28 protein-coding genes and 1 tRNA gene are annotated in these 26,355 nt (G+C 70.3%); 18 read left to right on the top strand and 11 right to left on the bottom strand.

The annotated features are described in order from the left end of the window. On the bottom strand, positions 1-585 hold a 585-nt coding region (locus ACTIFU_RS11015), incomplete at its 3' end, for a Bug family tripartite tricarboxylate transporter substrate binding protein (RefSeq protein ID WP_439578354.1). An 82-nt stretch (positions 586-667) separates the two neighbouring features. Here ACTIFU_RS11015 and ACTIFU_RS11010 point away from each other — a divergent pair. The 11 genes from ACTIFU_RS11010 to ACTIFU_RS10960 all read left to right on the top strand — a co-directional run bounded on the left by ACTIFU_RS11010 (position 668) and on the right by ACTIFU_RS10960 (position 10,382). Then, positions 668-1,381 (top strand): FadR/GntR family transcriptional regulator, encoded by a 714-nt coding sequence (locus ACTIFU_RS11010; protein WP_439578353.1) that lies wholly within the window; start codon positions 668-670, stop codon positions 1,379-1,381. 154 nt (positions 1,382-1,535) lie between these two features. Beyond that, positions 1,536-3,212, top strand: a complete 1,677-nt coding sequence (locus ACTIFU_RS11005) for an AAA family ATPase (protein ID WP_439578352.1) — start codon at positions 1,536-1,538, stop codon at positions 3,210-3,212. Between the two features lie 276 nt (positions 3,213-3,488). Further along, positions 3,489-4,874 (top strand): signal recognition particle protein, encoded by a 1,386-nt coding sequence (gene ffh, locus ACTIFU_RS11000; protein ID WP_439578356.1) that lies wholly within the window; start codon positions 3,489-3,491, stop codon positions 4,872-4,874. Positions 4,875-4,908: 34 nt separating this feature from the next. Continuing rightward, positions 4,909-5,241, top strand: coding sequence for a 30S ribosomal protein S16 (gene rpsP / locus ACTIFU_RS10995; protein WP_439578351.1), 333 nt, complete (start codon positions 4,909-4,911; stop codon positions 5,239-5,241). Positions 5,242-5,266: 25 nt separating this feature from the next. Next, positions 5,267-5,803, top strand: a complete 537-nt coding sequence (gene rimM, locus ACTIFU_RS10990; RefSeq protein WP_439578350.1) for a ribosome maturation factor RimM — start codon at positions 5,267-5,269, stop codon at positions 5,801-5,803. Beyond that, positions 5,800-6,516 (top strand): tRNA (guanosine(37)-N1)-methyltransferase TrmD, encoded by a 717-nt coding sequence (trmD, locus tag ACTIFU_RS10985; RefSeq protein WP_439578349.1) that lies wholly within the window; start codon positions 5,800-5,802, stop codon positions 6,514-6,516. The genes rimM and trmD overlap by 4 nt, the downstream gene beginning before the upstream one ends. 63 nt (positions 6,517-6,579) lie before the next feature. Further along, entirely contained in the window at positions 6,580-7,014 is a 435-nt protein-coding gene (rplS, locus tag ACTIFU_RS10980; RefSeq protein ID WP_439578348.1) for a 50S ribosomal protein L19, read from the top strand. A 19-nt stretch (positions 7,015-7,033) separates the two neighbouring features. Beyond that, positions 7,034-8,455 carry a 3-isopropylmalate dehydratase large subunit gene (gene leuC / locus ACTIFU_RS10975; protein WP_439578347.1) on the top strand — a complete coding sequence of 474 codons (1,422 nt, stop codon included), beginning with the start codon at positions 7,034-7,036 and terminating at the stop codon, positions 8,453-8,455. Positions 8,456-8,467: 12 nt separating this feature from the next. Continuing rightward, entirely contained in the window at positions 8,468-9,079 is a 612-nt protein-coding gene (gene leuD, locus ACTIFU_RS10970) for a 3-isopropylmalate dehydratase small subunit (RefSeq protein WP_439578346.1), read from the top strand. Between the two features lie 62 nt (positions 9,080-9,141). Further along, complete coding sequence (gene leuB, locus ACTIFU_RS10965) at positions 9,142-10,254, top strand: 3-isopropylmalate dehydrogenase (RefSeq protein WP_439578345.1); 1,113 nt, start codon at positions 9,142-9,144, stop codon at positions 10,252-10,254. Positions 10,255-10,305: 51 nt separating this feature from the next. Next, positions 10,306-10,382, top strand: a tRNA-Arg gene (locus ACTIFU_RS10960). A gap of 515 nt (positions 10,383-10,897) precedes the next feature. Here the strand turns inward: ACTIFU_RS10960 and ACTIFU_RS10955 are convergent. After that, positions 10,898-11,461: an HD domain-containing protein gene (locus ACTIFU_RS10955; protein WP_439578344.1), complete on the bottom strand. Its 564-nt coding sequence runs from the start codon at positions 11,459-11,461 to the stop codon at positions 10,898-10,900. Positions 11,462-11,695: 234 nt separating this feature from the next. On the opposite strand from ACTIFU_RS10955, the gene ACTIFU_RS10950 reads away from it, so the two are divergent. Beyond that, positions 11,696-13,696, top strand: coding sequence for a pentapeptide repeat-containing protein (locus ACTIFU_RS10950; RefSeq protein ID WP_439578343.1), 2,001 nt, complete (start codon positions 11,696-11,698; stop codon positions 13,694-13,696). A 14-nt stretch (positions 13,697-13,710) separates the two neighbouring features. Here ACTIFU_RS10950 and ACTIFU_RS10945 read toward each other — a convergent pair whose 3' ends face one another. The 5 genes from ACTIFU_RS10945 to hemE all read right to left on the bottom strand — a co-directional run bounded on the left by ACTIFU_RS10945 (position 13,711) and on the right by hemE (position 18,900). Then, entirely contained in the window at positions 13,711-14,259 is a 549-nt protein-coding gene (locus tag ACTIFU_RS10945; RefSeq protein WP_439578342.1) for an HD domain-containing protein, read from the bottom strand. 159 nt (positions 14,260-14,418) lie between these two features. Then, entirely contained in the window at positions 14,419-15,705 is a 1,287-nt protein-coding gene (rho, locus tag ACTIFU_RS10940) for a transcription termination factor Rho (RefSeq protein WP_439578341.1), read from the bottom strand. Positions 15,706-16,044: 339 nt separating this feature from the next. Continuing rightward, complete coding sequence (gene hemJ, locus ACTIFU_RS10935; RefSeq protein ID WP_439578340.1) at positions 16,045-16,491, bottom strand: protoporphyrinogen oxidase HemJ; 447 nt, start codon at positions 16,489-16,491, stop codon at positions 16,045-16,047. Between the two features lie 187 nt (positions 16,492-16,678). Next, positions 16,679-17,803 carry a ferrochelatase gene (gene hemH, locus ACTIFU_RS10930; protein WP_439578339.1) on the bottom strand — a complete coding sequence of 375 codons (1,125 nt, stop codon included), beginning with the start codon at positions 17,801-17,803 and terminating at the stop codon, positions 16,679-16,681. Between the two features lie 59 nt (positions 17,804-17,862). Further along, positions 17,863-18,900 carry a uroporphyrinogen decarboxylase gene (hemE, locus tag ACTIFU_RS10925; RefSeq protein ID WP_439578338.1) on the bottom strand — a complete coding sequence of 346 codons (1,038 nt, stop codon included), beginning with the start codon at positions 18,898-18,900 and terminating at the stop codon, positions 17,863-17,865. Positions 18,901-19,228: 328 nt separating this feature from the next. On the opposite strand from hemE, the gene ACTIFU_RS10920 reads away from it, so the two are divergent. The 5 genes from ACTIFU_RS10920 to ACTIFU_RS10900 all read left to right on the top strand — a co-directional run bounded on the left by ACTIFU_RS10920 (position 19,229) and on the right by ACTIFU_RS10900 (position 22,962). After that, positions 19,229-20,092 carry a pyruvate, water dikinase regulatory protein gene (locus ACTIFU_RS10920; protein ID WP_439578337.1) on the top strand — a complete coding sequence of 288 codons (864 nt, stop codon included), beginning with the start codon at positions 19,229-19,231 and terminating at the stop codon, positions 20,090-20,092. Continuing rightward, a complete protein-coding gene (locus ACTIFU_RS10915; protein WP_439578336.1) occupies positions 20,089-20,709 on the top strand; it encodes a Maf family protein in 621 nt (206 codons plus the stop codon). The genes ACTIFU_RS10920 and ACTIFU_RS10915 overlap by 4 nt, the downstream gene beginning before the upstream one ends. 111 nt (positions 20,710-20,820) lie before the next feature. Next, on the top strand, positions 20,821-21,609 hold the full coding sequence (locus ACTIFU_RS10910; RefSeq protein ID WP_439578335.1) for a gamma-glutamyl-gamma-aminobutyrate hydrolase family protein: 789 nt from the start codon (positions 20,821-20,823) through the stop codon (positions 21,607-21,609). Positions 21,610-21,755: 146 nt separating this feature from the next. Then, positions 21,756-22,460 (top strand): cold shock domain-containing protein, encoded by a 705-nt coding sequence (locus ACTIFU_RS10905; RefSeq protein ID WP_439578334.1) that lies wholly within the window; start codon positions 21,756-21,758, stop codon positions 22,458-22,460. Between the two features lie 25 nt (positions 22,461-22,485). Then, the gene (locus ACTIFU_RS10900) at positions 22,486-22,962 is read left to right on the top strand and encodes a DUF192 domain-containing protein (RefSeq protein ID WP_439578355.1); all 477 of its coding nucleotides are present in this window, start codon (positions 22,486-22,488) and stop codon (positions 22,960-22,962) included. Between the two features lies 1 nt (position 22,963). Here the strand turns inward: ACTIFU_RS10900 and ACTIFU_RS10895 are convergent, their stop codons facing one another. The 3 genes from ACTIFU_RS10895 to ACTIFU_RS10885 all read right to left on the bottom strand — a co-directional run bounded on the left by ACTIFU_RS10895 (position 22,964) and on the right by ACTIFU_RS10885 (position 23,977). After that, positions 22,964-23,353, bottom strand: a complete 390-nt coding sequence (locus ACTIFU_RS10895; RefSeq protein ID WP_439578333.1) for a type II toxin-antitoxin system death-on-curing family toxin — start codon at positions 23,351-23,353, stop codon at positions 22,964-22,966. Beyond that, positions 23,350-23,574, bottom strand: coding sequence for an AbrB/MazE/SpoVT family DNA-binding domain-containing protein (locus ACTIFU_RS10890; protein WP_439578332.1), 225 nt, complete (start codon positions 23,572-23,574; stop codon positions 23,350-23,352). The genes ACTIFU_RS10895 and ACTIFU_RS10890 overlap by 4 nt, the downstream gene beginning before the upstream one ends. 67 nt (positions 23,575-23,641) lie before the next feature. Next, a complete protein-coding gene (locus ACTIFU_RS10885; RefSeq protein WP_439578331.1) occupies positions 23,642-23,977 on the bottom strand; it encodes a GYD domain-containing protein in 336 nt (111 codons plus the stop codon). Positions 23,978-24,207: 230 nt separating this feature from the next. On the opposite strand from ACTIFU_RS10885, the gene ACTIFU_RS10880 reads away from it, so the two are divergent. Continuing rightward, positions 24,208-25,008, top strand: a complete 801-nt coding sequence (locus tag ACTIFU_RS10880; protein WP_439578330.1) for a peptidoglycan-binding domain-containing protein — start codon at positions 24,208-24,210, stop codon at positions 25,006-25,008. Here ACTIFU_RS10880 and hslU read toward each other — a convergent pair whose 3' ends face one another. Next, positions 25,009-26,325 carry an ATP-dependent protease ATPase subunit HslU gene (hslU, locus tag ACTIFU_RS10875; protein ID WP_439578329.1) on the bottom strand — a complete coding sequence of 439 codons (1,317 nt, stop codon included), beginning with the start codon at positions 26,323-26,325 and terminating at the stop codon, positions 25,009-25,011. Between the last annotated feature and the right edge of the window lie 30 nt (positions 26,326-26,355).

Here is a 26,355-nt window from a genome sequence, read left to right as displayed (position 1 = left end):
GGCCGCGGCCGGCCCGCCGCCGCGATAGGGCACGTGCAGCACGTCGATCCCGGCGCGCAGCTTGAGCAGCTCGAACGCGACATGCGGCAGGCTGCCGATCCCCGGGCTGCCATAGGTGAGCGCGCCGGGCCGCGCCTTCGCCATCGCCAGAACCTCCGGGAACCCGCCCGAAGCGAGCCCCTTGCGCGCGAACAGCAGCGACGGGCTGGTGATCAGCAGCACCACCGGGCGCAGGTCGCGCTCGGGGTCGTAGGGCAGGTTCGGGTTGGCGAACTGGGTGATCACGAAGGGCGGCGGGGCGAGCAGCATGGTGTAGCCGTCGGGGGCCGCGCGCGCGACCTCGGCCGTGCCGATCACCGAGGCCGCGCCGGCCTTGTTCTCCACCACCACCGGCCTGCCGATGCGCTCGGCGAGGTGCTGGCCGGTCAGCCGCGCGGTGACGTCCGAGGCGCCACCCGGAGCGAAGGGAACGACGAAGCGGACCGGCCGGTCGGGCCAGGACTGCGCGCGGGCGCCGCCCGCCGCCAGGATCGCCGCCGCGCCCGCCAGCACCGCGCGCCGCCGGGCCATCTTGCCGTGCACCATCGTTTCCTCCACCGTTGGGTCATGCGGCCAACTGGCCTGACCAATTCCGGACGCTAGGCACCGCCCTCCGCCCTGTCAACGCATGCCCTTCGAACCGATCGAGCCGAAGCGCCTCTACCGCCGCATCGCCGAGCAGATCGCGGCGCTGATCGACGCGGGCGAGCTGCCGCCGGGCAGCCGCCTGCCGGGCGAGCGGGAATTGGCGCAGCGGCTGGCGGTGAGCCGCCCGTCGCTGCGCGAGGCGCTGATCGCGCTCGAGATCGAGGGGCGGGTGGAGGTGCGCGGCGGCTCGGGCGTCTATGTCGCGCGTCCGGCCCCGCGTGGCGCGGTGGCCGAGCCCGAGGCGGCGGGCCCGTTCGAGGTGCTGGAGGCGCGGCTGCTGATCGAGCCCGACTGCGCGGCGCTGGCCGCCGCCCGCGCCGACGCGGCCGGCCGCGCGAGGGTCGCCGCGGCCTTCGACCGGCTGCGCGCGGATGCCGAGGCCGGGCGGTTCCGCGTCGAGGCCGATCGGGGCTTCCACGAGGCGATCGCGGCGGCCACCGGCAACGCGATGCTGGAGCGGCTGGTGGCGGAGCTGTGGCGGGTGCAGACGGCGCCGCTCGCCGCGCGGCTGTCGTCGCTGGCCGTGTCCGCCGCCCGGCGGCGCGACAATCTCGGCGAGCACGCGGCGATTGCCGCGGCGGTCGCGGCCGGCGACGCGGCGGCGGCCAAGGCGGCGATGCGCCGGCACCTGCTCGCGGTGCGCCGGGCCCGGCTCGCGACTCTGGGGGGTGGGGGCGGGGAGGGCGGCGTGTGACGGTCCGCGGTGAGCCGATGTGTGGCTCGGTCACGCGTTCGGCATTTCGATCTGGAGGTCCCGCCGAAGACGAGGCCGGCCGTTTCGGACCCCGGCCTAACCAACGGCTCGTCCCCGGCTGCTAGACTCCGAGTCGTGCAGGGGATGGTTTGCGATGGCCCATAGGATCAGCATCGACCGGATTGGTCCGTCAGGGCCTCTGACCCTGGAGATCGGCGACGGCGACCGCTTGTTCGTGGTCGGCCCGAATGGTTCCGGCAAGTCAAGTCTCGTGAACGCGTTGGCGAGCAACTTCAACCGTGCGGCCCGCGTCAGCTGGGCGCATCGCCTCAACGTGCTCACGGATAGCACACTGAATCTGACGCCCAGCGATCGCCAGAATGTGGCCCGCGCCTTGCAGTCCTGGGATATGGAGAGGCAAGCAAGGGTCCGTGATGGGTATTCGGACTCAAGACCTCGCGCGGCATTGTTCGATTTGATCAATGCGAGTGACACGCTGGCACGGGAAATCGCAAGAGCTTGGCGCAGCAACGATCAAGATGCACTCAAGAAGCTCGGGTCACAGCTGGATCCAATTGAGAAACTCAACGGAATCCTCAAGGCAGCGGCTCTACCGATCGTTCTTCAGGTGAGTGAGGCAAAGCAGCTTCAAGCAAGAAAATGGGAGTCTACATGGTTCCCGGCGGGGGAACTCTCGGATGGCGAGCGGAGCGCCGTGTTGCTCTCGGCGGACGTCCTTGGTGCACCTGATGGAACGCTCTTCCTGATCGATGAACCCGAGCGGCATCTGCATCGATCCATCGCCGCGCCGTTGTTGGCAGAACTCTTCGCCTCACGGCCGGACTGTGCATTTGTCATAACAACGCATGACTTCTCTTTGGTCTTGGAACACGCGGGATGTCGCGTCCTGCTCCTTCGAGACTGCCAGTTTCACGGTGGAGGTGGAACGAGCTGGGATCTCGATACTCTCGAAACGAATTCCCCGATCGCCGATGAGCTCAAGAGAATTATCCTCGGTGCACGATCAGCGCTTCTCTTTGTTGAGGGCCACGCGGATAGCCTCGATATGGGGCTGTATCGCATTCTGTATCCGAAGATCACAGTCGAGGCGCGCGGCGGCTGCCAAGACGTGATGGCGACCGTGCGCAGCCTGCGCGGGATCGAGAACCTGCACTGGCTCGATGCGTTCGGCATTGTCGATCGCGATGGCCGGAGCGAGGAGGAGATCGCAAGGCTCCGGGCTGAGGGAATCCATGTCCTGCCAGTCTGCACCGTCGAGTCCATCTACTACCACCCGGAGGCGATCCGGCTCGTGGCACGTCAACAGGCGACCAACTTTGGCTGCGACGCCGAATCTCTGGCGACCGACGCCGCGACCCGTGCCCTTGCTGAACTGAAGGCATGCCGCGAGCATCTGATCGAAGCCCGCTGTCGTTCGGCCTTGGAGCAGGGCGTCCTGGCATCGCTGTGGCAGGGCGAGGGGCCTTGGCAATCCTCTGCGATCAGCGTGCCGATCGATCCGGCCGCGATGCTCGCCGCGGAAGCGGTGGTTTTCAATGATCTGATCGCCAAGAAGGACTTGGTGGGCTTGGTCGCGCGCTACGGCATCAAGAAGACCGGCTTCGGTGCCGCCGTTGCGCAGGCTCTTCGGTTCCAGAAGGTCGGCGACTATCCGGAGGCACTTCGCGCCCGGCTGAAGGCCGACGCCGTCGCCCGCGAGACGATGATCGGCCTGTTCGGCGATCTGCCCCGGGTTCTCGCCGAGGCGACGGACCCCACCCGCCGCGCAGAGCGTGCCTCGGCAGGCTCCCAGGCTGCCGAGGCCGGGTAGCGCGCCGCCGCGGCGGCGCTGCGGTCCCGGCGCATCCGTCAGCTCGCTGCCAGAAGCTTACGCGGGATGGCTCCGCCCTCCCGCACCCTCCCGCCGTGGGGCCTTCGGCCCCCCGGACCCCCCATTCTCTTGACGCGCCGCCCCCTTTGCCCCACAACCCCAGCCGTTCCGGCCCCACCGGACCCTGTCCCGTCCCCCAGGGGACGCCGCCGCTCCGCGAAGGCTCGCGCAGCGGCGCAAAACCGTTTGGGGGCCCGGAACACTGAGGAGCAGACGATGTTCGACGCCCTCTCGGGCAAACTGACCGGGATCTTCGACAGGCTGAAGCGCCGCGGCGCACTCTCGGAATCCGACGTCTCCGAGGCCCTCCGCGAAGTCCGCATCGCCCTGCTCGAAGCCGACGTCGCCCTCCCCGTCGTCAAGGACTTCATCGCCAAGGTGCGCGAAGGCGCCATCGGCGAGGCGGTGCTCAAATCCGTTACCCCCGGCCAGCAGGTCGTCAAGATCGTCAACGACGCCCTGGTCGAAATGCTGGGGCCGGCCGCACCCGGGCTCAACCTCGCCGCCTCGCCCCCCGTCATCGTGCTGATGCTCGGCCTCCAAGGCTCGGGCAAGACCACCACCGCCGGCAAGATCGCGCTCCGCCTGAAGGACCGCGACAGGAAGCGCGTGCTGCTCGCCTCGCTCGACACCCAGCGCCCCGCCGCGATGGAACAGCTCGCCACACTGGCCGACCGTGCCGGCGTGATCTCGCTCCCGATCGTCGCCGGCCAGCGCCCGGTCGAGATCGCCCGCCGCGCGCTCGACGAAGCCCGCCGCGGCGGCTTCGACGTGCTGGTGCTCGACACCGCCGGCCGCCTCGCGATCGACGAAACCCTGATGGCGGAAGTCGCCGAGGTCGCCACGGTCGCCCGCCCGCACGAGAAGCTGCTGGTGGTCGATGCCATGACCGGCCAGGACGCGGTCACCGTCGCCAAGTCGTTCCACGAGAAGGTGGGCGTCACCGGCATCGTCATGACGCGCATGGACGGCGATGCGCGCGGCGGTGCCGCGCTGTCGATGCGCGCGATCACCGGCGCGCCGATCCGGCTCATCGGCGTCGGCGAGAAGCTCGACGCGCTCGAAGACTTCCACCCCGACCGTGTGGCGGGCCGCATCCTCGGCATGGGCGACGTCGTGTCGCTGGTCGAGAAGGCCGCCGCGACCATGGAGGCGGAGGATGCCGAGAAGCTCGCCGCGAAGATCCAGAAGGGGTCGTTCGACCTCGAGGACTTCCGCAAGCAGCTCGGCCAGATCTCGAAGATGGGCAGCCTTCAGGGCCTGCTCGGCATGCTGCCTGGTGTCGGCAAGATCAAGGCGCAGATGGCCGAGGCCAAGCTCGACGACAAGGTGATCAAGCGCCAGATCGCCATCATCGACAGCATGACGAAGGCGGAACGGCGGCGCCCCGATATCATCAAGGCCTCGCGCAAGAAGCGCATCGCCGCCGGCTCCGGCACGCGGGTCGAGGACGTCAATCGCCTGCTCAAGCAGTTCGACGACATGACGACCATGATGAAGCGCGTGCAGAAGATGGGCCAGAAGGGCCTGCTGCGGCAGGGCCTCGGCGGGCTTCTGCCCGGCGGCATGAACTTTCCCGGCGGCGGTCGCCGTCCGTACTGAACACGCACCGACACCCGAAAGGAAAGACACCGGAATGAGCCTGAAGATCCGCCTGAGCCGCGCCGGCGCCAAGAAGCGCCCCTACTACCACATCGTGGTGGCCGACAGCCGCTCGCCCCGCGACGGCCGCTTCATCGAGAAGGTCGGCGCCTACAACCCGATGCTGCCAGCCGATCATGCCGACCGCATCCGGCTGAAGGAGGACAAGATCCGCGAGTGGCTGGGCAAGGGCGCGCAGGTGACCGAGCGGGTCGAGCGTTTCCTCGCCAGTGCCGGGCTGCTGCCGGCCGCGCCGCGCCCGACCCAGACCAGGCAGCATTTGCCGAAGAAGAAGGCGCAGGAGCGCGCGGCCGCGGCCGCCGCCTGAACGGAGCACGCTCGGAACCGCATCCATGGCCCCTGACCGCATCCTGCTCGGCGTGTTCGGACGCCCGCATGGCGTGCGGGGGCTCGTGCGCGTGCAGTCCTTCACCGCCGATCCTGCTGGCATCGCCGCCTACGGACCGGTGTCGGACGAGGCGGGCACGCGGACGTTCTTGTTGCGCGTGGTGCAGCGGGGCGAGCTGCCGGTGGTCGCGGTCGAGGGTGTCGCGGACCGGGACGCGGCGGCGAAGCTCACTGGCACACGGCTCTATGTCGTGCGCAACCGTCTGCCTGCGCCCGAGGAGGACGAGTTCTACCACGCCGACCTGATCGGGCTGGCGGTGGAGGACGCCTCCGGCAGGCGCATCGGCACTGTCGCCACGGTGAACGATCACGGCGCCGGCGCGTTCCTCGAGATCGACACGGGGACGCAACCGCTGCTGCTGCCCTTCACGCGCGAGGCCGTGCCCGTTGTCGATCTCGCCCGCCGCCGCGTGGTGATCGTTCCGCCCGCGGAGGTCGTCGTGCCGCCCTCGGCGGATGCGCCGGAAGGAGCGGCGGCATGAGCTTCCGCGCCCTCGTCCTCACCCTGTTCCCGGAGATGTTCCCGGGCCCGCTCGGCCATTCGCTGGCCGGGCGCGCGCTCGCGCGCGGCGACTGGTCGCTCGACGCGATCGACATCCGCGGCTTCGCCACCGACAAGCACCGCAGCGTCGACGACACGCCGTTCGGCGGCGGCCCCGGCATGGTGATGCGCGCGGACGTGGTCGATGCGGCGGTGCAGACCGCGCTCGCCCGCGGCCCGGACCTGCCGCTGATCGTCTTCACCCCGCGCGGCGGGCTGCTCACCCAGCGCCGCGTGCGCGCGCTCGCCGAGGGGCCGGGCGCGATCCTGCTCTGCGGCCGCTACGAGGGCATCGACGAGCGCGCGATCGCGCATCGCCGCATGGAGGAACTCTCGATCGGCGACTATGTGCTCTCGGGCGGCGAGCCGGCGGCGATGGTGCTGCTCGATGCCTGCGTGCGGCTGCTGCCCGGCGTGATGGGGGCTGCCGAAAGCGGCGTCGAGGAGAGCTTCGCGTCCGGGTTGCTGGAGTATCCGCACTACACTCGCCCGGCCGTGTGGCAGGGCATGGCCGTGCCTGAGGTGCTCGCAGGTGGCAACCACGCCGCGATCGCCGCCTGGCGCCGCGCGGAAGCCGAACGCATCACGCGTGACCGCCGCCCCGATCTCTGGACCGCCTACCGCGCGCTGGCTGAGGCCGCGCCCACCGCCTGACATGGAAGCCATGACGCCGCGCCGGCTTGGCGTGGCAGACACAGAGTGAGAAGGAGCCAGCCGATGAACATCGTCCAGCAGATCGAGGCCGAGCAGGTCGCGAGGCGCACCGCCGAGCGCGCCGTTCCCGAGTTCGGCCCCGGCGACACCGTGCGCGTCTCGGTGCGCGTGGTCGAGGGCGAGCGCACGCGGTTGCAGGCGTTCGAGGGTGTCTGCATCGCGCGCAAGAACGCCGGCATCAACAGCTCGTTCACCGTGCGCAAGATCAGCTATGGCGAGGGGGTGGAGCGTGTGTTTCCGCTGCATTCGCCCAACGTCGCCGAGATCAAGGTGATGCGCCGGGGCGACGTGCGGCGCGCGAAGCTGTATTACCTGCGCGGGCGCACCGGCAAGGCCGCACGCATCGCCGAGAAGATGGGGCTGCACACGGCGGCGCAGCCCGATGTGGTCGCCGAGGCGCCCGCGCCGGAGGCGCAGAACGGCGCCGAGCAGGCCTGAGACAAGGGAGACGGTCGAGATGGGTGAGGGGACGGCACAACGCACGCTGTTCGACAAGATCTGGGACAGCCACGTCGTCGAGCGTCTGCCGGACGGCACCTGCATCCTCTACATCGACCGTCATCTCGTGCACGAGGTGACCAGCCCCCAGGCCTTCGAGGGGTTGCGCATGGCCGGCCGCCAGGTGCGCCGGCCTGACGCCACCTTCGCGGTCGCCGACCACAACGTGCCGACCTCCGACCGCTCCAAGGGCATCGATGAGCCCGAGAGCCGCATCCAGGTCGAGACGCTGGAGAAGAACGTCGCCGATTTCGGCGTGCCTTATTTCGCCCTGGACGACGCGCGCCAGGGCATTGTCCACATCGTCGGGCCGGAGCAGGGGATCAGCCAGCCCGGGCTGACGATCGTCTGCGGCGACAGCCATACCTCGACGCATGGCGCGCTCGGGGCACTTGCCTTCGGCATCGGCACGTCCGAGGTCGAGCACGTGCTGGCCACGCAGACGCTGCTGCAGAAGCCGGCCAGGAACATGCTGATCGACGTGCAGGGACGCCTGCCGATCGGCTGCACCGCCAAGGACATCATCCTCGCGATCATCGGCCGGATCGGCACCGCCGGCGGCACCGGCCACGTGATCGAGTACGCCGGCGAGGCGATCCGCGACCTCGACATGGCCGGGCGCATGACGGTCTGCAACATGTCGATCGAGGCGGGCGCGCGCGCGGGGTTGGTTGCCCCCGACGAGAAGACCTTCGCCTATCTCGAGGGCCGTCCCTACGCGCCGAAGGGCGAAGCGTGGGCGCGCGCGGTCGCGTACTGGAACTCGCTGCCGTCCGATCCCGGCGCGCGCTACGACACCACCGTGACGCTGAAGGCCGATGAGATCGTGCCGCTGGTCACCTGGGGCACCTCCCCCGAGGACGTCGTGCCGATCACCGGCGCGGTGCCCGATCCGGACAGCGAAACGACCGAGGCGCGGCGCAACGCCAAGCGCCGCATGCTCGAGTACATGGGCCTCACGCCCGGCACGAAGATGCAAGACATCGCGGTGGACGTCGTGTTCATCGGCTCCTGCACCAACGGGCGGATCGAGGACCTCCGTGCCGCGGCTGCGGTGGCGCAGGGCCGCAAGGTCGCCGGCACCGTCCGCGCGATGGTGGTGCCCGGCTCGGGCCTGGTGAAGCAGCAGGCCGAGCAGGAGGGGCTCGACCGCATCTTCCGCGAGGCCGGGTTCGAGTGGCGCGAGGCCGGCTGCTCGATGTGCCTCGGCATGAACCCCGATCAGCTCAAGCCCGAGCAGCGCTCGGCCTCCACCTCCAACCGCAACTTCGAGGGCCGCCAGGGCCCCGGCGGGCGGACGCATCTGATGAGCCCGGCCATGGCCGCCGCCGCCGCGGTGACCGGCCGGCTCACCGATGTCCGCCAGCTCGTCGCGCACTGAGGAGGGATCGTCATGCAGCCCTTCACCACGCTCACCGGCATCGCAGCACCTCTGCCGATCCCGAATGTCGATACCGACAAGATCATCCCGGCGCGCTTCCTCAAGACCATCAAGCGCTCAGGGCTGGGCAAGAACCTGTTCGACGCGATGCGCTACCGTGCCGACGGCTCCGAGAACCCGGACTTCATCCTCAACCAGGAGCCGTACCGGACGGCGGAGATCCTGGTTGCCGGGCCGAATTTCGGCTGCGGGTCGTCGCGCGAGCACGCGCCCTGGGCGCTGCTCGACTTCGGCATCCGCTGCGTGATCGCGCCCGACTTCGCCGACATCTTCCACAACAACTGCTTCAAGAACGGCATCCTGCCGATCCGGCTGCCGCAGGAGATTTGCGACGCGCTGATGGAGGATGCCAAGCTGGGCGCCAACGCCCGGCTGACCGTCGATCTCGAGCGCCAGGTGGTGGTGCGGCCGAACGGCGAGGAGATCCGCTTCGAGATCGATCCGTTCCGCAAGCACTGCCTGCTGAACGGGCTCGACGACATCGGCCAGACCATGGCGCATGCGCCGAAGATCGACGCCTACGAGGCGAAGCGCCGGGCCGCCGAGCCCTGGGCCTTCGCGTGACGCGGCCGCGCCGGGCGGCAGGGGGCGGCCCGGCGCCGGCGCAGTGAGAGGGGGAGGCTGACATGGCATCGAACAAGAAGCTGCTCGTGCTGCCGGGCGACGGCATCGGCCCGGAAGTCATGCGCGAGGTGCGCCGCATCATCGACTGGTTCGACCGCCGCCGCGCGGTGCGTTTCGAGCTCGACGAGGCGCTGGTCGGCGGCGCGGCGATCGACGCGCTCGGCACGCCGATCGCGCCCGCGACGGTCGAGAAGGCCAGGGCCGCCGATGCGGTGCTGTTCGGCTCGGTCGGCGGGCCCAAATGGGACACGCTCGGCTTCGACATGCGGCCCGAGATCGCGATCCTGACGCTGCGCAAGGAGCTCGGCCTGTTCGCCAATCTCCGCCCGGCCAAGGTACTCGATCCGCTGATCGATGCCTCGACGCTGAAGCCCGACGTGGTGCGCGGCCTCGACCTCATGATCGTACGCGAGAGCACGGGCGGGATCTATTTCGGCGAACCGCGCGGCATCGACACGCTGCCCGACGGCACCAAGCGCGGCTACAACACCGAGGTCTACACCACGGCCGAGATCGAGCGGGTCGCGCGCGTCGCCTTCGAGCTCGCGCGCAAGCGGCAGAGCAAGGTCTGCTCGGTCGAGAAGGCGAACGTGATGGAGTCCGGCCTGCTCTGGCGGCAGACCGTGACGGAGCTGCACGCGCGCGAGTTCGCCGATATCGGGCTCAGCCATATGTACGCCGACAACTGCGCCATGCAGCTGGTGCGCAACCCGCGCCAGTTCGACGTGATCGTCACAACCAACCTGTTCGGCGACCTGCTGTCGGATCTCGCCTCGATGCTGACCGGCTCGCTCGGCATGCTGCCCTCGGCGACGATCGGCGCGGCCGGGCCCGACGGCGCGCGGCATGCGCTCTACGAGCCGATCCACGGCTCGGCACCGGACATCGCCGGCAAGGGGATCGCCAATCCGATGGCCCAGATCCTGTCCTTCGCCATGCTGCTGCGCCACAGCTTCGGCATGGAGGACGAGGCGAAGCTGGTCGAGCGCGCCTGCACCACCGTGCTGGGATCGGGGCTGCGCACGGCCGACATCATGCAGCCGGGGCTCGCGCGCGTCTCGACCCAGGTGATGGGCGACGCTGTCGTGCGCGAGCTCGACAAGGTCGGCGGCTGATCAGCCCTTGCCCCCTCCTGGGGCATCCGCTATCACGCCGCCCTCCGGCGAGCGCCCGTAGCTCAACTGGATAGAGCACCAGACTACGGATCTGGGGGTTAGGGGTTCAAATCCTCTCGGGCGCGCCACCCCACACGCCTCGAAGGAGCTTGTCGGCGTGCGGGTCGTCAAGCTCGCGTGTGAGCCGCCGCGCCGTCCCCGTGGAGAGCCCGTTTCCGGTCACGCGTCATCGATGGGTGGGCGACGGGCCTGCCCGACGAAGCGGCCCGGCCCCGCTTCCGAGAGCGCCTTGCGGTCCTCACGGTAGCCGATGATCCCACCCGCCACGCGGCGCTGCGCGCGGAATGGGGGTCTTTGCCTCCCCCGACTCCACGTCGATTGGCCGGTTCCTGGGCGATCTGGCGTGCGGTGATGACGACGCGCCCTTCATTGCGCGAGGCGTTGTCCGTCAGGTTGCGGAGCGACCAGATCGAAGGGCCGCGATCTCGACGAGCACCGCGCGACCCTCGCGCAACGCCTGCGCGCCCCCGGAACCTGCGCCGGCACGCGCGGCCACACCGACGGCGCGCGATCGCCGAGGCCCATGACTAGGTATTCATCGCGGCCCGCGGGGCCATGGGCGTCAGGACCCGGCGAGCAGCCGCTACGCCGTCTCCGCCAGCCACCGGAGCCCCTCGCGGTAGGCGCGGTCGAACGCCTCGTCCAGCACCGGAGAAACACCCCGGCAACCGGCCGCCACCCGCGCCGCCCAGCCGAAATACTCGACCTTCCGCCCGTGGTCCCAGCCGCCGGGCGGGCTCTCCAGGATCGCGCGCAGGTTCGACACCTTGTCCGCGAGCTTCACCGCGCGGGCCGCCGCCGAGGCGCGCGGGGCGTGACGGACCTGAAGGTCCTTGCGCAGCGCCTTGGGGATCAGCTTCTCGTCGCTGACCTCGGCGACGATCGCGGCCACCGGCCAGCCGAAGCGCTCGGCGAGATCGTGCAGCGTCACCGGGTAGCCGTGCTCGTGCCCGTCCTCGATCGTGTCGTGCAGCCAGCCCGCGGCGATTGTCTCGGCCGGCATGTCGGCCGCACGCAGCAGCGCCACGACCGTTTCGAGATGCGTGACATAGGGCTCCGCCGCCTCGCCCTTGCGGGTCTGGCGGGCGTGCACCTCGCGGGCGAAGGCCTCGGCGCGGGTGATCAGGTCGGTTGAAATTGCGTCCACACCCAAGTCTCGAAAAACAGTGGGGGGACTACGCTCTCCCCCCCACCCCCCCCCCCCCCGGGGGGCCGCCCCCGGTGGCGGCGCCCCGCGGCCCCCCCACGGCGGGGCGCCGCCGGTGGCGGGATTGGGGGTCCGGGGGCAAGGGCCGATGGCCCTTGGCCCCCGGTTTCTGTTGCTTGATGCGGTGGGGATTTGTTACGATGGCGCGTTGGTGACACGTCGAGGCGCCGGGCCATGGCTGTACCGTTGTCGCGCATTCTGCGGAGGATGCAGCGCCAGGCTGCACCGGTTGCCGCGCGGCCTGCGCCGAGCACCGGGCTGAAGGAACTCGCCGACGCCGCGAACGAGGCGGCGAAGCGCGAGGCCACGCAGTGGTTCTTCTTCGTCACGCTCATGCTCTACCTGATGGTCGCTGTAGGCGGCGTGACGCATCGGAAGCTGTTCCTCGAAGAGCCCATTCCGCTGCCGGTGATCAATACGCCCATCTCCCTGACCGGGTTCTTCGTCGTCGCCCCGGCGATCCTGGTGGTGATGCATTTCTACCTGGTGGCGCAGATCGGGGTGATGACCGGAAAGGTCACGGCGTTCCTTACGGCAGCGGAGGCGGAGGCCGGGGGCGATCCGACGGTGCTGGAGCGCATCCTGCGGCGGCTCGACCCGTTCCCGGTGGCGCAGGTGATGGCGTCGGCGTTGCTGGGGCGGCGCGAGTGGCCCTTGCGGATCATGGCGTGGCTGACGCTGATCGCCGCGCCGGTGCTGCTGCTGCTGTTCTTCCAGGTGCGGTTCCTGCCGTATCAGGACGAGTGGATCACTTGGTGGCACCGGGGGCTGGTGCTTGCCGATCTTGGACTGGCGTGGTGGGTGTGGTTGCTGTGGCCGCGTAGGCCGGGCGAACGTGGCGGCGTACCGCGCATCCGGGCGTTCATGTGGAGCGCGGCATCCGTGTGCGTGGTTCTGTTCTCCCTCGTCGCCTCGGTCCGCGGCGGCATCGAGGACCGTTCCATCTGGAGCGATCACCTTAATGGGCCATGGTTCTTCGAGGTCCGGACCTGGCTGTTCGACGGAGAGCGGGACCCGGTTACCAACCGGCCGAGCAGCCTGTTCTCGCGCGCGATCGTGCTGCCGAACGAGCGGCTGATCAGCGACAAGGACTTCGAGGCACTGGCGAAGGCTCAGACGGCAGAGGGCACACCCGGCAGCGGCGCAACGTCGACGGGGCCGGAGCCGGTCGCACGGACCGTATCCCTGCGCGGGCGATCGCTGCGCGGCGCGGTGCTGGTGGCGAGCGACCTCCGAAAGGCGGACCTGACCGGTGCCGATCTCCGGGGCGCGCGTTTGCATCTCGTGTGGCTGCAGGGCGCGTCGCTCGACGGGGCGCAGCTCCAGGGCGCGTCGCTCAACTGGGCGCAGCTCCAAGGCGCGGCGCTCAGATGGGCGCAACTCCAGGGCGCGTCGCTCGACGGGGCGCAGCTCCAGGGCGCGTCGCTCGCAGGGGCGCAGCTCCAGGGCGCGTCGCTCGCAGGGGCGCAGCTCCAGGGCGCGTCGCTCGACGGGGCGCAGCTCCAGGGCGCGTCGCTGAACTGGGCGCAGCTCCAGGGCGCGTTGCTCTTCCAGGCGGGGCTCCAGGGCGCGTCGCTCGCAGGTACGCAGCTCCAGGGCGCGTCGCTCGCAGAAGCGCAGCTCCAGGGCGCGTCGCTCGAAAGGGCGCAGCTCCAGAGCGCCAATCTGCACGCGGCGAACGTGTGGCGCGCCTCCGGCGAGGCCATCCTGAACGACGCCGATTTGCGCGGCGTGGTGTTCATCGAGGCGCGGCGGCGCGATGACGCCGGCCCGACCACGTGGCGGACCCGGATCGACGCCTGGTTGGAGGCGATCCCGCAGGGCTGGGCACGAAATTTTGCGGAGCGACGCCTGCTGGTTCTCGTGCCTTCATCGACGCGGGATCCGGACGGGTACGCGGACTTGCGCCGCTCGTGGGAGGCGCACCCGGTACCAGACCCGCATCGTCTCGCGGATCGCCTCGGCGACCTCGCCTGCGACGCGGCAAACGCACCGCACGTCGCGCGCGGCATCCTACGCCAGGTCGCCGGCCTCGCACGACCCGACCGCGACCTTGACCCGCATCGCCCCAATCTAGCGCGCCGCATGCTCAACGAGACCGCCTGCCCCGGCGCACGCGGCCTCACCGCCGACGAACGCGCCCACCTCCGCGCGCTCGCCGAAGGCCGGCGCTAGGCCCGCACCACCCGCTACGCCGTCTCCGCCAGCCGCCGCAGCCCCTCGCGGTAGGCGCCGTCGAACGCCTCGTCCAGCACCGGCGCGACGCCGCGGCAGCCGGCCGCCACGCGCGCGGCCCAGCCGAAATATTCCACCTTCCGCCCGTGCTCCCAGCCGGCGGGCGGGCTCGCGATGATCGCGCGCAGGTTCGAGATCTTGTCGGCGAGCTTCACCATGCGCGCGGGCGGCGAGGCGCGGGGCGCGTGGCGGATCTGCAAGTCCTTGCGCAACGCCTTCGGGATCGCCTTCTCGTCAGAGACCTCGGCGACGATCGCCGCGACCGGCCAGCCGAAGCGCTCGGCGAGGTCGTGCAGCGTCACCGGATGGCCGTGCTCGTGCCCGTCCTCGATCGTGTCGTGCAGCCAGCCGGCGGCGATGGTCTCGGCCGGGGCCGCGGCGGAGACCAGCAGCGCAGCAACGTCTTCCAGGTGGGTGATGTAGGGCTCCGCCGCCTCGCCCTTGCGGGTCTGGCGGGCATGAACCTCACGGGCGAAGGCCTCGGCGCGGGCGATCAGGTCCATCAGAGCAACATAAAGCAGTGGGGGGGGGGGGGGGGGGGGGGGGGGGGCGAGGGCCTCGGGGGGGGATTTCTGTTCAATCCGTGCACTACACCCCTGGGGGGGGACGCGGTTCGCCCCCCCACACCCCCCCCTCCATGACCGCGCCCGCGACGCCTCGGCTCAGGTATTCATCGCGTCGAAGAAGTCCTGGTTGGTCTTGCTGTACTTCAACTTGTCCTGCAGGAAGTCCATCGCATCCTGCGGCCCCATCGGCATCAGAATGCGGCGCAGCACCCACATCTTCGCCAGCGTGCCGCGCTCGACCAGCAGCTCCTCCTTGCGCGTGCCCGACTTGGTGATGTCGATCGCCGGGAAGGTGCGCTTGTCGGAGATCTTGCGGTCCAGAATGATCTCCGAGTTGCCGGTGCCCTTGAACTCCTCGAAGATCACCTCGTCCATGCGGCTGCCGGTGTCGATCAGCGCGGTCGCGATGATCGTCAGGCTGCCGCCCTCCTCGATGTTGCGCGCGGCCCCGAAGAAGCGCTTCGGCCGCTGCAACGCATTCGCGTCCACGCCGCCGGTCAGCACCTTGCCCGACGACGGCACCACCGTGTTGTAGGCGCGCGCCAGACGCGTGATCGAGTCGAGCAGGATCACCACGTCCTTCTTGTGCTCGACCAGGCGCTTGGCCTTCTCGATCACCATCTCGGCCACCGCCACGTGGCGCGTCGCCGGCTCGTCGAAGGTGGAACTCACCACCTCGCCGCGCACGGTGCGCGCCATGTCGGTCACCTCCTCGGGCCGCTCGTCGATCAGCAGCACGATCAGATAGACCTCGGGGTGGTTCGCCGCGATCGAGCTCGCGATGTTCTGCAGCATCACCGTCTTGCCGGTGCGCGGCGGCGAGACGATCAGGCCGCGCTGGCCCTTCCCGATCGGGCAGATCAGGTCGAGGATGCGGGGCGTGTAGTCCTTCTGTACGCCCTTCTGCACACCCTCCTTCACGGCACCCTGGGCCTCGATCTCCATCTTCAGCCGCTTGTCGGGATAGAGCGGCGTGAGGTTGTCGAAGTTGATGCGGTGTCGGACCGCCTCCGGCGCCTCGAAGTTGATCTGATTGACCTTCACCAGCGCGAAGTAGCGCTCGCCGTCCTTGGGGCTGCGGATCTGGCCTTCGACCGTGTCGCCGGTGCGCAAGGAGAAGCGGCGGACCTGCGAGGGCGAGACGTAGATGTCGTCCGGCCCGGGCAGGTAGTTGGCCTGCGGGCTGCGCAGGAAACCGAACCCGTCGGGCAGGATCTCGAGCACGCCGTCACCGAAGATCGCCTGATCGTTGTCGGCGAGCGTCTTGAGGATGGCGAACATCATGTCCTGCTTGCGCAGGGTCGAGGCGTTCTCGATGTTCAGGCTCTCGGCGTAGGACAGCAGGTCCGAGGGGCTCTTGGCTTTCAGTTCCGCGAGATGCATGGCAGGCAGGGCCTTCGGTTGGTCGGGGTGGGCCGGGCGGGGACTTGCTGGACGACCGGCCTGGAACGGGGAGGGGACGGCGCGGCGGGCGAATGGAACCCGGCGCGATGCCGCGAGGGGAGATGCCGTCAGCGTGCAGTGCGGCCGCTTCACCCGGGACGGGCTGCGGGCCCATCCTGCCAGGACGGCCGGCGCAGGGTGCGCCGCAAGCCAGTCCGGTGCTGTTGTCAGAGGTGAATGGCGCAGCCAGCGCGCCCGAGAGCAGCGGCACCGTAGTCAGGCACCTTCCTCCCGTCAATCGCGGAGGTGGTGGGGGCCGGGCGGCAAGTCAAGCGCCGGTCAGAACGGCTTCACGATCACCATGACGACAATGACGATCATGGCCAGTGTCGGGACCTCGTTGAGGATCCGGTAGTACTTCTGCGGCCTGCGGTTGCGGTCGTGGAGGAAGTCCTTGCGGCGGGCCATCATGACGTGATGCGCGCCGGTGGCGACCAGGATTCCGAGCATCTTGAGGTGCCACCAGCCGGAGGACCAATCGACCGCGCCCGGGGTGAGGACGAGCAGGATGCCGAACACCCAGACGGCGATCCCGGCGGGGTTGGTGATGAGCTTCAGGAGGCGGCGCTCCATCACCTTGAAGCGTTCGCTCTCGGCGGAGCCCGGTGGAACCTCGCAATGGTAGACGAACAGGCGCGGCAGATAGAGCAGGCCCGCCATCCACGCGATCACCGCGACCACGTGCAGCGCCTTGATCCAGGGGTAGAGCTCGACGAGCAAGGTCATGAAGACATCCTGGGGGGACGACGGTCGTCCCCCCAAACCCCCCTCCATCACCGGGGTCCGCGGCCCGACCAACGGGAGGGCCGCCCCCCCCCCCCCCCCCCCCCGCCCGCGCCGGCCCGCCGCGCCGCCCCGGCCGGCGCGCGGGGCCCCCCCCCCCCCCCCCCCCCCCCCCCCCCCCCCCCCGCCTCTACACTGTCGCCTTCGCCGTCACAAACCCCCGTAGCGCATGCGGACAATCGCCGTGCGGCTTGGGACAGGTCCGCGCGCCACGGAAACTGCACAGCGTGCGATCCCCGCCCCGCGCGCGCCGCACCAGCGACGCGAGCGACGCGACGAACCCTGCATCGCTGTTCTGCGCCGGCGCACGGAAATACCCCGGCACGCCGAAATGCGCCGCCTCCTCGCGGTACTCGACATCCAGCTCCACCAGCGTCTCGCTGTGCTCGGACACGAACGCGATAGGCACGACCAGCACCGCCACCCTGTCGGCGCCCGCGCGCCTGAGCTCATCCTCAGTGGACGGTCCGATCCATGTCTGCGGCGTCACCCGCGACTGGTAACAGACCACATGGTCCAGCTCCGGCACGTCCATTGCCGCCACCACGGCGGCCACCGTCTGTTCGACCTGCCACTGATACGGGTCGCCCGCCTGGACGATGCTCTCGGGCAATCCGTGCGCGCTGAACAGCACCCGGATCGGCACGGCGGGATCGAGCGCGGCGCGCGCCTCGCCATAGGCCCGCCGCGCGATCGCCGCCGTTGAGCCCACGAAGGCCGGATCGGAATGGTAGCAGCACACCACCCGCGTCGGCGCGACCAGCCCGGCCCGTGCCGCCGCCTCGCGCCAAGCATCGAGTGACGAGCCCGTGGTGGTGGTCGAGAACTGCGGGTAGAGCGGCAGCAGCACCACCTCGTCCGCGCCCCATGCCTTCACCGCACGCGCTGCCTCCTCGCTCATCGGATGCCAGTAGCGCATCGCGATGAAGCATTTCGCGGTCAGCTCGGGCGCGAGCGCGCCTTCCAGCGCCCTGCCCTGCTCCTCCGTCAGTTCCAGCAGCGGCGACTTCCCGCCCAGGATTTCGTAGTTCTCGGTCGCCGGACCCAGCCGCTTGCGCGTGATCAGCCAGGCGAGCAGCTGGCGGATCGGCGCCGGCACGCGGATGATCGCGCGATCGGAAAACAGGTTGTAGAGGAACGGACGGACGGACTCGATCCGATCCGGCCCGCCCAGGTTGAACAGCACCACCGCAACGCGCGGGTTCGCCCGTCCTGGCTTGGGCCGATCCCTCACCTCAAGCGTCGCCGCTTCCATCCGTGCCACCTCTTCCCCACCGCCCGGAGGTGGGACGGCCGCGGGTTCCGTCCAGCCCGTCATGACGCGGACCTGACCATCTCGACCAGCGCGGCGACGTGCTCGGGCGGGGTCTGCGGCACGATCCCGTGGCCGAGATTGACGATCCAGGGCCGACCCGCGATCGCGCGCATGAGCGAGTCGACCTCCTCGGCCAGCGCCGCGCCGCCCGCCACCAGCGCCATCGGGTCGATGTTGCCCTGCCCGGCCATGCCCTCCGGCAGCGCCTGTGCCGCCCACGCCGCCGGCATCGACGTGTCCACGCCGACCGCCTGCACGCCCGCCGTCGCAGCGTAGTCGGGCAGCATCGGCCCGGCCCCGCGTGGGAACCCGATCAGCTTCACCTCCGGGAACCGCACGCGCAGCGCTGCCGCGATCCGCGCCGTCGGCGCGATCACCCAGCGCCGGAACTGTCCGGGCGACAGCACCCCGGCCCAGGAGTCGAACAGCATCAGCGCCTCGGCGCCGGCCTCGGCCTGGGCCGACAGATAGTCGATCGTCGCTTCCTCCAGCCGGGCCATCAGCGCGCCGAACAGCGCGGGCTCGGCGAACGCCATGTGGCGCGCCTCGGCGAAGTCGCGCGACCCGCCGCCCTCGACCATGTAGGCCGCGACGGTGAACGGCGCCCCGGCAAAGCCGATCAACGCCACCGACGGCGGCAGCGCACCGCGCAGCCGCCGCACCGTCTCCATCACCGGTGCCCACACCTCGCGAGCACGCACCAGGTCCAGCGCCTCGACCTGCGCCTGTCCGGTCACGCGATCGAGCACCGGCCCCTCGCCGGTCTCGAACCGTACCCCATGGCCGAGCGCGTAGGGCGGCACCAGGATGTCGCTGAACAGGATCGCGGCGTCGAAGCCGAAGCGCCGGATCGGTTGCAGCGTCACTTCGGTCGCGTGCTTGGGCGTCAGGCAGAAGCGCAGAAAGTCCGGCGCCCGCGCACGGACGGCCCGGTACTCCGGCAGGTAGCGCCCGGCCTGGCGCATCAGCCAGACCGGCGCCGGCCGCACCACCTCGCCCGAGAGCGCGGTCAGGAACGGCTTTCGCGTGGTCGTCATCGTCCTCATGCACAGACACCCTGACCTCTGGAATCAGAAAAGAGAAGTATGGTGACTGTTGTTGGCGCTGTGGATCATGGGGAACCACGCTTGCCGATCGGTCTCCCACAGATCCGTCCACACTCGCCCGGTGCCGGCGGAGCCTGATCCGGCAGGCCCGTGGCGATCGGTACACTTGATCCCCGGCAGTCATCCCGCCATCGTGCTGTGTGCCGGCGCAAGCGCGCCTTGTGCCCGCACTCCAGCTGGGGTGGTCCGCGGCACGACGGGGAGTGTGACTGTCCCCGCATCCACCAGTCATCCACAGGGGGGGTCACGACGTCACCCCATGCCGCGCAGCCGGATCGACCTCCATCTCATCTCCGACGCGACCGGCGAGACGCTCAACAGCCTCGCCCGCGCGTGCCTGAGCCAGTTCGACGGCGTGGCGGCGGTGCAGCACCGCTGGCCGCTGATCCGCAGCCGCTTCCAGCTCGACCGCGTGCTCGACGGCATCGAGCACGAGCCTGGCCCGGTGCTCTACACGCTCACCGATCGCAGCCTGCGCACCGAACTCGAGAGCTTCTGCCAGCGCCTCGGCCTGCCCGCGGTCTCGGTGCTCGACCCGACGCTCAACATGCTGACCGCCTATGTCGGCACGGCGAGTGCGGGCAAGCCCGGCCGGCAATACGTGCTGGACGCCGACTACTTCCGCCGTATCGACGCGATGCATTACGTGCTGGCGCATGACGACGGCCAGGGCGAGGAGGGCATCCTTGAAGCCGATGTGATCCTGGTCGGGGTGTCGCGCAGTTCGAAGACGCCGACCAGCTTTTATCTCGCCAATCGCGGCATCAAGGCCGCGAATGTGCCGCTGATCCCGGGTGTGCCGCCGTCTGCGGTGCTGGAGCATGCTGAGCGGCCGATCATCGGCCTGACCATCGCCGTGGATGCACTGATCGAGATCCGCCGCCACCGTCTCAACATGATCGGCGCACCGCGCACGCATGTCGCCGAGAGCGCCTATATCGACCCCGAGGAGGTGAAGAAGGAGTTGGTCGTCGCCAAGCGGCTCTGTGCGGCGCGCGGCTGGCCGGTGATCGACGTCACCCGCCGCTCGATCGAGGAGACCGCGACCACGGTCATCCAGCTGATGGAGACCTGGGGGCGCCGGCGGGCCGAGGGCGCGCGCCCGACCGGTCCCTCGCCGTGAGCGTCCTGCTTCAGGCCGATACCCCGCCGCTGGTGCTGGCCTCGACCTCGGCGACGCGCATCGGCCTCTTGCGCGCTGCCGGGCTCGCCTTCGAGGCCGTGGCACCCGGCGTGGACGAGGCGGCGATCAAGGAGAGCGCCCGCGCCGACGGGCTTGATCCTGCGGAGTGCGCGCTGCTGCTCGCCGAGCTGAAGGCGCGGCGGATCAGCGAGCGTCTGCCGGCAGCACTCGTGATCGGCGCCGACCAGCTGCTGGTTTGCGGCGAGCGCTGGTTCGACAAACCCGACGGACAGGCGGCCGCGCGCGAGCAGTTGCGCGCGCTGGCCGGCCAGCGCCACACCCTGGTCACGGCGGTGGTCTGCCTGCGCGGCGGGGTACGGGTCTGGCAGCACGTGGCGATGCCGCGTCTCGCCATGCGCGCGCTCGCCGATGCGGCGATCGAGGCCTATCTCGACGCCGCCGGCGCAGCGGTGACGCAGAGCGTCGGCGCCTACCAGGTCGAGGGGCTCGGCATCCGCCTGTTCGCGGCCATCGAGGGCGAGCATGCGGCGATCCTCGGCCTGCCGCTGCTGCCGCTGCTCGGATTCCTGCGCCAGCACGGGGTGCTGCTGGACTGATCCATGCGGGCTTGTGATGGCGGTCCGGTGCCGATCCGGTCTTTACCGCGCCGCAATCGGTCGCGGATACTGTCGTATCGTGTCGGCCACCGTAACCGCGATCCGCCGCCCATGAAGCCCGTCATCGGGATCTCCTGCTGCGTCAAGCCGTTTGGCATCTTCGGCACGCCGAACCATGCCGCGTCCGACACCTATATCCGCGCGGTGGACCTGATCGTCGGCGGCCTGCCCTGCCTGATCCCGGCGATGGGCGAGCGGGCGGACGTGCATGCCTGGCTCGGCCTGCTGGATGGGCTCGTGCTGACAGGCAGCCGCAGCAATGTCGAGCCGGCGCGCTACGGCGGTCCGCCGCATCCCGACGGCACGCCGGAAGACCCGGCACGCGATGCCGTCACCCTGCCGCTGATCCGCACGGCCCTGGCCTCGGCCGTGCCACTGCTCGCGATCTGCCGCGGCATGCAGGAGCTGAATGTCGCGCTCGGCGGCACGCTGGACCAGCGCATCCAGGACCTGCCCGGTCGGATCGACCACTCGACGCCGTCCGAACAGGCGCTGCCGGGGGTGCGGACGGGCAAGGCGCATCGGGTGACGATCCGGGACGGTTCGCCGCTCGCCGCGATCGTCGGAAGGCGCCAACTCGCCGTGAACAGTCTTCACAATCAGGGGATCGCCACCCTGGCACCCGGTCTGCGCGTCGAGGCGGTGGCGCCGGACGGCACGATCGAGGGCGTGACCGTGTCCGGCGCCCCGGGCTTCGCGCTCGGGGTGCAGTGGCACCCGGAGTACGACTTCGAAAGCGATGCGGCGAGCCGCGCGATCTTCGAGGCATTCGGCGAGGCGGCGCGGGAACGCGCGGCCGCCCGGGCAGGCCAGCGCCGGGTGGTGCTGGCCGCCGAATAGGTCCCGCGCCCAGGCAGCGCCGCGGCGCACAAAGAGGGCTGTAGCATCGCGCACTTGTCGGTTATGGTGCCAATCGGAGACGAACCGGATAACATCCCCGCAGGCAGGCTCACCCCTTGGACGACGACATCCCCGAAGGCGCTTCGATGGAAGCGCCCGTGAAGTTCTTCAATCGTGCGAAGGGCTTCGGCTTTGTGACACTGCCCGACGGGCAGGATGTGTTCTTCCACGTCAGTTCGCTGGCCCCGCTCGGGCTGACCGCGGTGGACCAGGGCGACGTGCTGGTCTGCGAGGTCGGCGACGTGCCGCGCGGCCGGCAAGTGACGCGCATCCTCGAGGTCAAGCATGGCGCCGCGCCGATCCCCGAGGGCGGCGACCGTCCGCCCCGCCGGGATTTCGGCGACCGTCCGCCCCGGCGCGACTTCGGCGACCGCCCGCCCCGGCGTGACTTCGGCGGCGGCGGTGGCGGCTTCGGCGGTGGCGGCTTCGGTGACCGTCCGCCGCGGCGCGATTTCGGCGACCGCCCGCCCCGGCGCGACTTCGGTGGTGGCGGCGGCTTTGTGGGCGGCGGGTTCGGCGGCGGCATGGGCGACCGTCCGCCGCGGCGCGAGTTCGGCGCGCGATCCTTCACCCCCGACGGCCCGTCCGAGATCGTCGCCGGCACGGTGAAGTTCTTCGACGTGCGCAAGGGCTTCGGCTTCATCGTCCCCGAGAACGGCACCGATGTGTTCGTGCCGCTGCGCGCGCTCGGCGCGATCACGCCCGAGAGCCTGACGCCGGGGCGGCGTGTGAAGGCGACCGTGGTGACGGGGCCGAAGGGCCGCCAGGCGCTCAGCGTCGAGGTGCTGTGACGCCTTGCGGCGTGCCGCGCGCAGGATGCTGACGCGGCGGCGGGTTGCCGGCGCGATCGGCGGCCTGTTCGCGACAGGGCGGGCGGCGGCGCAGGCCGGGCCTCAGCCGGTCATCGAGCCGCTCGAGGATCTCGTCATCGTCACGCGCGACGGGGCCCGCCACCGCTTCCGCGTCGAGGTCGCGCGCACGCCGGCGCAGCAGACGGTCGGACTGATGTTCCGCCCCTCGGTGCCGGCGGATGGCGGGATGCTGTTCGACTGGGGCAGCCCGCGCGAGTCGAGCATGTGGATGCGCAACACCATCGCCTCGCTCGACATGCTGTTCATCGCGGCCGACGGGCGGGTGCACCGGATCGCCGAGCGCACCGTGCCCTACAGCCTCGCGCCGATCGACAGCCGCGGCCCCGTGCGCGCGACGCTCGAGCTCGCCGCCGGCACCGCCGAGCGGCTCGGCATCCGCGTGGGCGACCGGGTCGAGCACCCGATCTTCGGCACGCGCTAGCTCAGCGCGGGCGCGAGCGGGCGCGCAGCCAGGCGGCGAACTCGGCTTCGGTGGTCTCGCCGGCGGCAAGGGAAAGCATGGCGGCGACGGCCTCATCGGGCGGCGCCTCGACGCGCCGGCCATTCGCCTCGACGAACAGCACCGCGGCGACGAATGCCGTGCGCCGGTAGCCGTCAGCGAACGGATGGTTGCGCGCGATGCCGAAGGCATAGGCAGCGGCCAGGGCGATGAGGTCGGTGCTGCCCTCGTAGGCCAAGCGATTCTGCGGGCGGGCAAGCGCGCTCTCGAGTATGCCCTCGTCCCGCAGGCCCGGCGCGCCGCCGTGGTCGGCCAGCGCCTCCGCATGGATTGCCAGGATCGCGTCACGCTCCAGCCAGATCGGCTCGCTCATCGCGCGAGGGCGGCGAGAACCTCGCGGTAGCGTTTCATGATGTCGCGCCCGATCTCGACCTGGCGCTGCGCCTCGGGGTTGAGCGTGGACAGCGTCACGCCGTGCGGCGCCTCCGAGACGAACACCTCGTCCCCGGCGCCGACCTTCAGCCGGGCGAGGATCTCCTTTGGCAGCACCACCCCGATCGAGTTGCCGATCTTGCGCAGTTTCAGCGTGGCCATGGCCCCTCTCCCGTAGCCACGGCCGTTATAACACAGGCCGCGTCGCCCGGCACGACGCGGCGCGCGATCAGGCCTTGCCGGCGGGACGGTAGGCGGCGGTGACGGTCTGGGCCCGGGCGAAGGCGTCCTTCGCCTGGGCGGCGGTCATCGCGAGCGTGGTCTGCAGCCCGGCCACCGCGCCGGTGCTGGCGACCGCGACCGCCACGGCCGCCATGTCAGCCTCGCTCGGCATCTCGGCGATCACCAGGAAGTCGGTCGGGCCAAAGGTGACGTAGTAGCTCAGCAACTTTCCGCCGACCGATTCGAACGCTTTGGCGACGGCGGCGGTGCGATCCTCGGGCTTGGCGATCATTCCCTGGATCGCCTCGCGGCTGTAGCGGCCCTGGACGATGAAGGTTGGCATGGCACGTCTCCCTGTCCGTGCCGCGCAGGCCGCGAGGCCCGCGGTCCGGCACGGCAGGGAAACGAATAGCACCGCCGTGCCGGGAAGGCAAAGCCGTTGCGGAACCGCCATGGCTCGGTCGGGCGGCGGCCCCGGGCCCGTTCGCGCGCCCACGAATCCTTTCCTGTTGCAACCCAAACGCAAATGGTGTCGGAATGACTGTCTGAATTGTAAGAAGGGGGAAAGGGCAGATGAGAACCGCATGCGCGGCGGTCATCGCCGCAGGTTGCTGTATCGGCTGGAGCGCGGTCGGGCAGCCCTCGCTGCATCAGATGGAGCGTGGCATCGGCATCATGCGCGACCTGGGCGTGATCCCTGGCGCCCGGCCGCCGCCGGCCCAGGAGGCACCGCCTGCTGGTCCGTCCGCGCGATCTCCGGCGCCGATGGCGCTGCTCAGCCCGCAGCAGATCCGCGAGTTGCAGGCCGGGCTGATCGGCCTGGGCTATCTGCGCGGCGGCGCTGACGGCATCGCCGGGCCGATGACGCGCCGCGCCATCAGCGCCTTCGAAGCCGATCGTGGACTTCCCGTCACCGGCGCGCCGACGCACCGAGTGCTGCGCGCGGTCGAGCAGGCGCAGGGCGCCCAGGCTCGGCCCCGCGACCGGGCTGCCGGTCAGCCAAGCGGCGCGGGCGCCGACCTCTCCGCCTGGCTCGGCACGTGGGAGGGCTTCGTCGAGTGCGAGGGTGCGCCGGGGGTAAGCGAGCGGCTGCCGATGCGGCTCGAGGTCAGGTCCGGCGTGGCGCACCGCCTGCCGGGCCGCATGCAGGCCGGCGCCGGCCGGGCGTTCGGCGTGACCGTGGAGGTCAAGCCCGCGTCCGGTGAGATGGCGATCCTGCCGGAGGCGGCGGTCGCGCAGGCCCCGCGGTCGCCGTTCATTGCCCTCGAAGGCAGGCTTCAGCCCGCCTCGGGTCAGGTGTCCGGGACGGTGCTCGGACGGTGTGAGTCGTTCGTGATCGGCCGGCCCGGGGTGAGCGCGCCGACCGTCCGGTGACTACAGGATGAAGCGGCTGAGATCGGCGTTCGCGGCGAGCGGTGCGACGCGGGTCTTCACGTAGTCCGCGTCCACCGTGATCGTCTCTCCCGGCCGGTCGGCAGCGGTGAAGCTGATCTCGTCGAGCAGCTTCTCCAGCACGGTGTGCAGGCGCCGCGCGCCGATGTTCTCCACCCGGTCGTTGATCGCCGCGGCGAGATCGGCGAGCGCGTCGATCGCGTCCTCGGTGAAGTGCAGCTCGACCCGCTCGGTCCCCATCAGCGCGACATACTGGCGGATCAGGCTCGCTTCCGGCTCGGTCAGGATGCGCTTGAGGTCGTCGCGCGAGAGCGGCTTCAGCTCGACGCGGATCGGCAGGCGGCCTTGCAGCTCGGGCAGCAGGTCGGCGGGCTTGGCCAGGTGGAACGCGCCCGAGCAGATGAACAGCACGTGGTCGGTCTTCACCGGGCCGTGCTTCGTCGTGACCGTGGTGCCCTCGATCAGCGGCAGCAGGTCGCGCTGCACGCCTTCCCGTGACACATCGCCGCCGCGGAAGCCCGACCCGTCCATCGAGCGCGCGCAGACCTTGTCGATTTCGTCGATGAAGACGATGCCGTGGTTCTCGACCGCCTCGATCGCCTCGCGGCGCACGCGGTCCTGGTCGAGCAGCCGGTCGGACTCCTCCTGCTGGAGCAGCTCGCGCGCCTCGGCGATGCTGGTGCGGCGCGGCTTCTGCCGTCCGCCGAACATCTTCCCCATCATCTCCTGGATGTTCATCATCTGGGCGCCCGGCATGCCGGGAATGTCCATCGCGCCGATCGGCACGCCCGAGGACTCGGCGACCTGGATCTCGACCTCCTTGTCCTCGAGCTTGCCTTCGCGCAGCAGGCGGCGGAACTTCATCCGCGTCTCGGCCGAGGCGCCTTCGCCGACGAGGGCGGTGACGAGGCGTTCCTCGGCGGCGAGTTCGGCCTTGGCGGCGACCTCCTTGCGCAGCCGCTCGCGCGTCATCTGGAGCGAGACCTCGGTGAGGTCGCGGATCATGCTCTCGACGTCGCGGCCCACGTAGCCGACCTCGGTGTACTTGGTGGCCTCGACCTTCAGGAACGGCGCTTGCGCGAGTCGGGCGAGGCGGCGGGCGATCTCGGTCTTGCCGCAGCCCGTGGGGCCGATCATCAGGATGTTCTTCGGCAGCACCTCGGCGCGCAGGTCCTCGGGCAGGTTCTGCCGGCGCCAGCGGTTGCGCAGCGCGATGGCGACGGCGCGCTTGGCGTCGTCCTGGCCGACGATGAAGCGGTCGAGTTCGCTGACGATCTCGCGCGGGGAGTAGTTGGTCATCCAGAGTCTCCATAGGACCGGGGGACCACG

It is taken from the genome of Elioraea sp. (assembly GCF_051860475.1).
Classification (GTDB): domain Bacteria; phylum Pseudomonadota; class Alphaproteobacteria; order Acetobacterales; family Acetobacteraceae; genus Elioraea.
Note: the sequence above shows the minus strand (reverse complement) of the source record. Positions and strands in the feature narration are given on the sequence as shown.

Bases quoted from the DNA above. Each gene is read 5' to 3' on its own strand.
- ACTIFU_RS11010 (WP_439578353.1), top strand. From the start codon at position 668: ATGCCCTTCGAACCGATCGAGCCGAAGCGCCTCTACCGCCGCATCGCC.
- ACTIFU_RS11005 (WP_439578352.1), top strand. From the start codon at position 1,536: ATGGCCCATAGGATCAGCATCGACCGGATTGGTCCGTCAGGGCCTCTG.
- ffh (WP_439578356.1), top strand. From the start codon at position 3,489: ATGTTCGACGCCCTCTCGGGCAAACTGACCGGGATCTTCGACAGGCTG.
- rpsP (WP_439578351.1), top strand. From the start codon at position 4,909: ATGAGCCTGAAGATCCGCCTGAGCCGCGCCGGCGCCAAGAAGCGCCCC.
- rimM (WP_439578350.1), top strand. From the start codon at position 5,267: ATGGCCCCTGACCGCATCCTGCTCGGCGTGTTCGGACGCCCGCATGGC.
- trmD (WP_439578349.1), top strand. From the start codon at position 5,800: ATGAGCTTCCGCGCCCTCGTCCTCACCCTGTTCCCGGAGATGTTCCCG.
- rplS (WP_439578348.1), top strand. From the start codon at position 6,580: ATGAACATCGTCCAGCAGATCGAGGCCGAGCAGGTCGCGAGGCGCACC.
- leuC (WP_439578347.1), top strand. From the start codon at position 7,034: ATGGGTGAGGGGACGGCACAACGCACGCTGTTCGACAAGATCTGGGAC.
- leuD (WP_439578346.1), top strand. From the start codon at position 8,468: ATGCAGCCCTTCACCACGCTCACCGGCATCGCAGCACCTCTGCCGATC.
- leuB (WP_439578345.1), top strand. From the start codon at position 9,142: ATGGCATCGAACAAGAAGCTGCTCGTGCTGCCGGGCGACGGCATCGGC.
- ACTIFU_RS10950 (WP_439578343.1), top strand. From the start codon at position 11,696: ATGGCTGTACCGTTGTCGCGCATTCTGCGGAGGATGCAGCGCCAGGCT.
- ACTIFU_RS10945 (WP_439578342.1), bottom strand. From the start codon at position 14,259: ATGGACCTGATCGCCCGCGCCGAGGCCTTCGCCCGTGAGGTTCATGCC.
- rho (WP_439578341.1), bottom strand. From the start codon at position 15,705: ATGCATCTCGCGGAACTGAAAGCCAAGAGCCCCTCGGACCTGCTGTCC.
- hemJ (WP_439578340.1), bottom strand. From the start codon at position 16,491: ATGACCTTGCTCGTCGAGCTCTACCCCTGGATCAAGGCGCTGCACGTG.
- hemH (WP_439578339.1), bottom strand. From the start codon at position 17,803: ATGGAAGCGGCGACGCTTGAGGTGAGGGATCGGCCCAAGCCAGGACGG.
- hemE (WP_439578338.1), bottom strand. From the start codon at position 18,900: ATGACGACCACGCGAAAGCCGTTCCTGACCGCGCTCTCGGGCGAGGTG.
- ACTIFU_RS10920 (WP_439578337.1), top strand. From the start codon at position 19,229: ATGCCGCGCAGCCGGATCGACCTCCATCTCATCTCCGACGCGACCGGC.
- ACTIFU_RS10910 (WP_439578335.1), top strand. From the start codon at position 20,821: ATGAAGCCCGTCATCGGGATCTCCTGCTGCGTCAAGCCGTTTGGCATC.
- ACTIFU_RS10905 (WP_439578334.1), top strand. From the start codon at position 21,756: ATGGAAGCGCCCGTGAAGTTCTTCAATCGTGCGAAGGGCTTCGGCTTT.
- ACTIFU_RS10900 (WP_439578355.1), top strand. From the start codon at position 22,486: ATGCTGACGCGGCGGCGGGTTGCCGGCGCGATCGGCGGCCTGTTCGCG.
- ACTIFU_RS10895 (WP_439578333.1), bottom strand. From the start codon at position 23,353: ATGAGCGAGCCGATCTGGCTGGAGCGTGACGCGATCCTGGCAATCCAT.
- ACTIFU_RS10890 (WP_439578332.1), bottom strand. From the start codon at position 23,574: ATGGCCACGCTGAAACTGCGCAAGATCGGCAACTCGATCGGGGTGGTG.
- ACTIFU_RS10885 (WP_439578331.1), bottom strand. From the start codon at position 23,977: ATGCCAACCTTCATCGTCCAGGGCCGCTACAGCCGCGAGGCGATCCAG.
- ACTIFU_RS10880 (WP_439578330.1), top strand. From the start codon at position 24,208: ATGAGAACCGCATGCGCGGCGGTCATCGCCGCAGGTTGCTGTATCGGC.
- hslU (WP_439578329.1), bottom strand. From the start codon at position 26,325: ATGACCAACTACTCCCCGCGCGAGATCGTCAGCGAACTCGACCGCTTC.